The following is a 1,987-nucleotide window of genomic DNA, read 5'->3' as shown; positions in this document are numbered from 1 at the left end:
GTCCGCGTCCCACTGGCGCGCGCCGTCTCGACGCGGACGGATTCCTGGGTAGCGACCACCACGCCGTCCAGTCGCTCGCCCCAGAGATCGGCGGCGGCATGCGGCCCCTCGGCAACGCTGACCAGCACGCCCAAGATCAGGGCCGGCAGCGCCAGCCACCAAAGGAAGCGGAACGTCAGCATGACCAGCGCCAGCACGACGCACGCAAGGCGATGAGGACGAGGAGGGCAGCGGTCATGACGATCCTGTGAGTGTTCCTGTGACTGAAAATCCTGCGGGAACGGGCAAGTGGCTGACTGGTCCCAGAACGGATCGCCCGCATCCCGCGCTGCCTTGGCGTTGTGGAGAATGTCCCAGCCGCCGGTCCACTGAGTCACCTCGGGTCGCTGGCGGCTGGCTCCTCTTTCAGGATGTTTCGCCCGCGGATCAGGATTTGAGCGGTCGCTCGAACTTCTCATGGCCCAGTACACCCACGTCGGCGACGAACACGGTCAGGTGGTGTCCTTTCGCGATCAGTGCGTCCAGGTCGTCGAGCAGTCCGGACAGGCGCTCTGGTGGCAGGATCACTTTCATCAAGAGGTTGCTGTCCACCCAGAGTACCCCGGTCTGCAATCCTTCGGACCCGGCGCCGCGCGCGCGCAGCAGGGTATAGCCGCTCGCGCCTCGCTTGCGAACCGACGCGACCAGCAGTTCTTCCAGCACGTCGGAGGTAATGATGGTGACCAGTTTCTCGGAAAAAAGTCTGTGCATATTGGCTCGCTCCAGTCGCGTGAGGCGTGATCGACCATCATCCAACACGGATCGCCCATTGGGATAGGGCGTGATAGATCGGAATGCCGAAGACCACATTGAACGGAAAGGTCACGCCTAGCGCGAGGGTCAGATAGAAGGACGGATTCGCCTCCGGGATAGCCAGGCGCATGGCCGGCGGGACCGCGATATAGGAGGCGCTCGCGCCGAGCACCGCGACCAGGGTCGTCCCACCGGCATCGAATCCCAGGCCATAATGGCCGATAACCACGCCAATGGCGCCACCAATCAGCGGCATTAGCACACCGAAGACACCGAGCAGCCAGCCGACGCGACGGAAGTCGCTGAACCGATGTCCCGCCTCCATGCCCATCTCCAGCAGGAAAAGACACAGCATGCCCATGAAGATCTCGGTCGTGAAGGGATGCAGCGACTCGATCGACTTGGGGCTGGCGAGCGCGCCGATCAGCATGGAGCCGAGCAACAACACCACGCTGCCGTTGGTGAATGCCTCGCGGATCATCGCCCCCAGATGCCCACCTTCCGCCCGCGCCCCTGACGCGGCACCGGCCTCGCGTCCGCGACTCCAGGTCGCGAGCAGCAGACCGACGACGATCGCGGGGGACTCCATGACGGCCAACATGATCAGTGGGTAGCGCTCGTACTCGATTCCCTGGTTCTCCAGGAAGGCCACGGCGGTCAGGAAGGTGCCGGCGCTCACCGAACCATAGTGCGCGGCGATGGCGGAGGCGTTCAGTCGGTCGACGCCTCGACTGAGCCGCAGCAGCGCGAAGGCGATCAGGGGCAGGCCGAATCCCAGAGCCAGCGCCCAGGCAACCGAGGCGGCGGCGGTTCCCAACTCAGCCTTGCCGAGTTCGAATCCGCCATGCAGTCCGATGGACACCAGCAGATAGATCGACAGGATCTTAGCCAGATCCGGAGGAAAGCGCAGATCCGAACGGATGACGCGCGCCAGGAAACCGAGCGCGAAGAACAAAACTGCCGGAATCAACAGGTTCGTGAGCGAGTTCATCTGAATCGACCGCCTCCTTTGATGCCACTTTGCTAGCTGCCTACGTACATTGAGGATGGAATGTAATTCTACTTTGTTACTTTAATTCAAACACATTGACTATCCCGTCGCGGTCAGCTTGTAATAACGCTCGATATCCTTTTGCCTTTGCTCATGCCTGACCCGCATTTGCTTGATTCTTTTTTCGACCGCATCCGGATCGTT

Annotated in this window: 3 protein-coding genes; all 3 read right to left on the bottom strand. The window is 62.0% G+C overall.

Features of this window, described 5'->3' with window-relative positions; genetic code table 11:
• Positions 1–182, bottom strand: a 182-nt coding sequence (locus QZY07_RS18660; protein WP_295405930.1) for a hypothetical protein, incomplete at its 3' end; no start/stop codon positions are given.
• 244 nt (positions 183–426) lie between these two features.
• Positions 427–750, bottom strand: a complete 324-nt coding sequence (locus tag QZY07_RS18655) for a transcriptional regulator (RefSeq protein WP_295405928.1) — start codon at positions 748–750, stop codon at positions 427–429.
• A 37-nt stretch (positions 751–787) separates the two neighbouring features.
• Entirely contained in the window at positions 788–1,783 is a 996-nt protein-coding gene (locus tag QZY07_RS18650) for a sodium-dependent bicarbonate transport family permease (protein WP_295405927.1), read from the bottom strand.
• Positions 1,784–1,987: the final 204 nt, after the last annotated feature.

This window comes from uncultured Thiocystis sp. (assembly GCF_903866365.1).
In the GTDB taxonomy this organism is placed as follows: Bacteria; Pseudomonadota; Gammaproteobacteria; order Chromatiales; family Chromatiaceae; genus Chromatium.
The sequence above is the reverse complement of the archived record's forward strand: the minus strand, read 5'-3'. Positions and strand labels throughout refer to the sequence as shown.

What these genes read in the sequence shown, in the direction of transcription:
- QZY07_RS18655 (WP_295405928.1), bottom strand. Translation starts at nt 750, where the DNA reads ATGCACAGACTTTTTTCCGAGAAACTGGTCACCATCATTACCTCCGAC.
- QZY07_RS18650 (WP_295405927.1), bottom strand. Translation starts at nt 1,783, where the DNA reads ATGAACTCGCTCACGAACCTGTTGATTCCGGCAGTTTTGTTCTTCGCG.